The organism is Microcoleus sp. N9_A2 (assembly GCF_036701775.1).
Classification (GTDB): domain Bacteria; phylum Cyanobacteriota; class Cyanobacteriia; order Cyanobacteriales; family Microcoleaceae; genus Microcoleus.
The window spans coordinates 1-4,940 of sequence record NZ_JAUBRH010000121.1 but is presented as its reverse complement, the minus strand read 5'-3'; the positions used below and the strand labels follow the sequence as shown (position 1 = coordinate 4,940).

The following is a 4,940-nucleotide window of genomic DNA, read 5'->3' as shown; positions in this document are numbered from 1 at the left end:
TAGGGTTTCATGATGAGACTCCTCAAAAGACTGGACATAGAGGTATTATCCTCCATCCTTTACATAAAAGCACTACCCTTTTGTTAATGGTGGGGTGTATCAAAGCCCAGATGGCAATAATCTCGGTGGCGGTGGGAAAACAATTAAGCTGTCTGGTAATTAGTGGTCATTAACTAGCGAGATACTAATACTGAGTACGCTTTGCACAGCATAATCCTCTGAGCAAGTAAGCTGAGTTAAGATATTGTTAACTCCTCGATTGAAAAGTAGAGGCTAATAGAGTGCGATCGCCACTTACTTTTTTATTGATAGGCGATCGATAAGTGGTGTGGATGCGATCGCGAGCGTGCCGGAGGCGATCGTCGGCTATAAAAACTATTAGGTGTAAATCTGTTTTATTCAAAAGTAATAGATCGCCCTTAAGCTGTTATAAGAGCATTAAATAGACCAAGAAGTTCATCTATCGGAGTAAGATAGCGGTCTTTGAGATCGATCAAAACTTCCAGATTGGGTGTCAGTGCCAAAAACCGCCAAACTTGACCTGTAGTCACCTATCCATAAACCGTTTTGTCACCAATTTTAGGGTCGCGTCGGTTGACTAAAAAAGCCGCATACATAGTAGCAATACATTGAGCTAAACCCTCATTAATATTTTAATTTTTTGCTTCAATTACCGTAACAATAGGAGCCTTAATTGCCAGCTTGTCAGAGTTAGCAGTGAGTAAAAAATCAACAAATCCATTCAAACCCAAACTGGAATCTGCCGTAAAGTTTTTACCAGAAAATAAGGAAACATGAGGGTTAAAGGTGACAATTTCGCTTAAAATGGGAGCAATTAAATATTCAGAGCGAGCTTTTTCGGTGTTGATGGCAATAGCAAGCGGTGCAAATCGCTTTAAGGCTTCAGTCAAGAATGCGCTGGGAGCGATCGGCTCAAAATTAACCAATTTCTCAACAGTTATAATCTGACTAATTCCCAAAGGAATCAATTTCTCAAAGGAAGTGAAATCGCTGTAAGACATAGCATTAAAAATTTCAAACTCAAAATGTTTCTTCTATTTTAAGTCATCAGGTTGGCGATCGCACTTTATCTTTTTTCACCGACAGGGCGATCGCACTTTTGGACTAGACATTAAACAGGTGACTGGTAGCCATCATAACCAAAAATCAAATTTTAAACAGAAGTACGATCGCCCTTTTTAAATTTCTTCAACAACTCCGGCGTCACCAAACCTTGCGGAAAAAATATCGTCCCCAAAACAATCAGCAACCCAAAAATAATTAAACGTCCATCCCGCAGAAATTGCGCCAACCAAACTGGCAATCCCTGAATAGTAGCCATTCCCCTCAAAACCTCCGGTAAAGCAGTAAACACCATCCCGCCCAAAACTGCTCCCAGAAAACTTCTGCTACCACCAATCAACACAGAAGTCAAGTAAATAATACTAGCATCAAAAGTACCTTGACGGGCGTTCCAAGTATTCAAAAAATGAGCGCTAACTGCACCCACAACCCCAGCTAAAACAGCACCTAACGTGAAAGCCAAAACCTTATAAAAAGTTGGGTTAATGCCGATCGCATCAGCCGCCAACTCATCAGCGCGGATCGCAGCAAAAGCCCGCCCCACGCGAATCCGTTCCAGCCGGTAGACAATCGCCATACTTAGCAACAGTAAAGGTAGTACAATCCACAAATACTCGATCGGCGTCGCAAACGGTTGGGGAATCCCAAAAATGCCCACAGCCCCCCCAGTGATATCTAAATTTAGCGATAAAACCCGCAAAATTTCCACAAAAGCAATAGTTGCGATCGCCAAATAAATCCCGCTTAACCGCAGCGCCGGAATTCCCACTAAAATACCCAGCAATCCCGAAACAGCCCCTGCAATTATCATCTCCAATAACAACAACGGCAGCGGAAATAAACCCCCTGTCTGTTGAAAAACCGTCGTAGATAAAATCGCCGCAATATACCCACCCAAAGCATAAAAACCAGGGCTAGCCAGAGACAACTGTCCAGTCATTAAAGGCAAATACAGCGACATTCCCAACATTGCACCCAGCAACATCGAGACAATCAAAAACCCATAAGTAGTAAAAAATGTAGTCATAAGTTTCTTTATTTCTTAGTCCCCCTCTGCAGGGACGAGAGTTTGACAATAAGCGATTTCAATATCCGAATCCTCTTACACCTTTTGACTCAAACGCTTCTATTTCTCACTCCCCCTCTCCTGGGACGAAAATTTGACTCTTAAGCGATTTGATTTCAATCACCGAATTATCAACCGGGCAACGAACTTACACCTTCTGAATTAAACGCCGTCCAAACAAACCCTGCGGTCTAACCAATAGCATCATAAACAATATGCCAAAAGCAACAGCATCCTTATAAGCTGAAAAATCCCCAGGCACAAAAGCCTCCACCAAACCAATTATAAACCCACCCAAAACAGCCCCAGGAATACTCCCCAACCCACCCAGCACAATCACCGCCAAACCCTTCAAACCAAAAGCAATCCCAAAATACGGGCCAGCAATACTAACACTAGAACCCACCAAACTCCCCGCCAAACCAGCCAGAAAACTGCTCACAAAAAACGTCAAAACAATATATCTGTCAGTATCAATACCCAACAGACTAGAAGTAGTAGCATCTTCAGCCACCGCCTGCATTGCTTTGCCAAATTTAGTGAAATTTATTAAGTAAGTTAGAAGACTAACAATCGCAATAGCTACGGCAAAAATCACTATTTGAACAGTGCGAATAGGAATCTGTTTATCCGCCGTACCAAAGTTAATAGCAGCAGGCAAATTGCCGTAAGTATTAGTAGGAAAAGTGTAAATTTCTGCACCGACAAGATACTGGATGATATTGGCGATCGCCACAGCCGCCCCCAAACTAGAAACCACCGTCAGCAAAGGATCTGAGTTTCTGCGACGTAAAGGCAAAAAAGCAACTCTTTCCACAATTACTCCCACCAAACCAGCCAGCGTACTACCCAAAATTAGCGCCACAGCAAAAGGCAATTGTACGGGAATTCTCGCATTAGCTAACAACCCGTTAAAACCGAAAGCGCCCCCCATCAGCGTATAGGTGAAATAAGCACCCACAGTAAAGACTGCACCGTGAGCAAAATTAATAATTCCTAGAATAGAAAACACCAGCGTGTATCCCAGTGCAAAAATAGCATACACGCTGCCGATCGACAAACCATTCAAAAATTGTTGCAGAAACAGAGTTAAATCCATCGCCCGTCACGAATTACGCATCAATATTAAATCATTCATCTATCGACAAACTAACAATTCTCCTTCTTCTTAACATCCATTACATCCGTTACATCCGTTACAGAATCCGCGGCCGAACTTCCTAACATCCGTTAAATCCGCTACAAAATCCGTTGCCGAACTTCCTTCATTTCAAAAACTCAAACCTACCATTATTTCCATCCGCCTCCATTTTAATCCGTGCCACATAAAAATCTTTCTGATTGATTTCACCTTCCGGCGTAAAAGAAATTTCTCCTAAAGGCGTATCGTACTTGCCTATCAACAACTGCTGATTCAGCTTTGTCCGCAATTCTGCCAAAGGCTTGTCCTTCACCTTAGACTGAGCATTAATTGCCTTTAATGACTCAACAAAAACTTGTACCCCAGTAAAAGCTTGAGCGCTAAACTGAGGCGGTTCTTTCTTAAATTGGGCGCGATAAGCCTCGCGGAAAGCCTTATTAACTTCATTCTGATATTCCGGGCTGTATGCTTGGGCAATCAAAACCCCATCGCAAAGAGCCTTGCAAACGGTAAATACGTTGGAAGTATTCAGACCGTTGCCCCCAATAATAACGCCTTTGTAGCCCAACTCCCGCAACTGCTTAATTAAATTGCCTCCATCTGCCGCCAACCCGGAAATAATTATCAAATCGGGCTTGACATTGATCGCATTAGTGGCTTGAGATTGGAAATCTGTATCAGTAGTCAAGAATTTTTGAACTGTTGCCAATTCCAGTCCCATCTCTTTAACTGTTTTCTGGAAAGTTTCAGTCTCAGATTTGCTAAAAGCATCATTCTGAGCAAAAAACACGGCTACTTTCTTGATATTGGGATTTTGCTTGAGGGCGGCTTTAACTGCGTTAGGTGCTACCACGGCGACGGGCGCGGAGACTCTGGCGACATAATCGCCAATCTGGGGAATGCCTTTAGCTGTGTTGGAGGGTGCGAGCACGGGTACTTGGGCGCGATCGGCGATCGGATCTGCACCAAAAGCCTGTTGCGATAGAGTAGGGCCCACAATACCCACCACCTTATCCTGATTGATCAAAGTATTAAAAGCATTGATCGCCCCCTGTTCATCTCCACCCGTATCTTGTAACACCACTCTAATTGGCGTCCCATCCACACCGCCGCGATCATTGAAATACTTTTCAGCAATTTTCGCGCCTGCCACCTGTTCCTGGCCAAGTAAGGCGACATTGCTGGTTTGCGCCACCCCAACTCCAACGGGAATAGCGGCTGAGTTCGCCACACCCGCACCCTGTGGCGAAGTTGCTGGAGATGGCGAAGTAGCTGTAGATACTGTTGTGGAGGTCTGGGGAGTGTTGGTCTGACTGCAACCAATCAGCAGTGAAGCGCAGGTAACGAATAAGGCACTAGGACGAGTAGTAGGGTTTTTCATGGGCGATCGAACACATATATATATAGAACATCTGTCTGTACAGATATTCTACCCATTGGCGGAAGAGTCCCCTGAAAAAACCTTACTAATACCGATCGAAACAGGTGATATCCGGAAAAGCAGAGTGGGGAAGGGGAGTTCCGAACCAGCCTGAGCAGGTAAAACCTTGACACTGCGAGGTTCAAAAAAAAGCTCAAAAATAGTTTCCCAAAAAGCTTGACAACCCCTTGCGAAATAAGTATATTAATAAAGCGCCAGAGAGAAGGCGG

The 4,940-nt window shown here is 43.9% G+C and carries 5 protein-coding genes; all 5 read right to left on the bottom strand.

Annotated elements, in window-relative coordinates; translation table 11 throughout:
* Positions 1–247 precede the first annotated feature (247 nt).
* The 5 genes from QUA44_RS30050 to QUA44_RS30030 all read right to left on the bottom strand — a co-directional run bounded on the left by QUA44_RS30050 (position 248) and on the right by QUA44_RS30030 (position 4,671).
* Positions 248–403, bottom strand: a complete 156-nt coding sequence (locus tag QUA44_RS30050) for a hypothetical protein (protein ID WP_333257475.1) — start codon at positions 401–403, stop codon at positions 248–250.
* Positions 404–653: 250 nt separating this feature from the next.
* Positions 654–1,022: a hypothetical protein gene (locus QUA44_RS30045; protein ID WP_333257478.1), complete on the bottom strand. Its 369-nt coding sequence runs from the start codon at positions 1,020–1,022 to the stop codon at positions 654–656.
* A 152-nt stretch (positions 1,023–1,174) separates the two neighbouring features.
* Positions 1,175–2,110, bottom strand: a complete 936-nt coding sequence (locus QUA44_RS30040) for a branched-chain amino acid ABC transporter permease (RefSeq protein WP_333257481.1) — start codon at positions 2,108–2,110, stop codon at positions 1,175–1,177.
* A gap of 187 nt (positions 2,111–2,297) precedes the next feature.
* Entirely contained in the window at positions 2,298–3,248 is a 951-nt protein-coding gene (locus QUA44_RS30035; RefSeq protein WP_333257484.1) for a branched-chain amino acid ABC transporter permease, read from the bottom strand.
* Positions 3,249–3,414: 166 nt separating this feature from the next.
* Positions 3,415–4,671: an ABC transporter substrate-binding protein gene (locus QUA44_RS30030; protein WP_333257487.1), complete on the bottom strand. Its 1,257-nt coding sequence runs from the start codon at positions 4,669–4,671 to the stop codon at positions 3,415–3,417.
* Between the last annotated feature and the right edge of the window lie 269 nt (positions 4,672–4,940).

Excerpts from the sequence above, each read along its gene's own strand:
- QUA44_RS30030 (WP_333257487.1), bottom strand. The coding sequence starts at position 4,671 with ATGAAAAACCCTACTACTCGTCCTAGTGCCTTATTCGTTACCTGCGCT.
- QUA44_RS30035 (WP_333257484.1), bottom strand. The coding sequence starts at position 3,248 with ATGGATTTAACTCTGTTTCTGCAACAATTTTTGAATGGTTTGTCGATC.
- QUA44_RS30045 (WP_333257478.1), bottom strand. The coding sequence starts at position 1,022 with ATGTCTTACAGCGATTTCACTTCCTTTGAGAAATTGATTCCTTTGGGA.
- QUA44_RS30040 (WP_333257481.1), bottom strand. The coding sequence starts at position 2,110 with ATGACTACATTTTTTACTACTTATGGGTTTTTGATTGTCTCGATGTTG.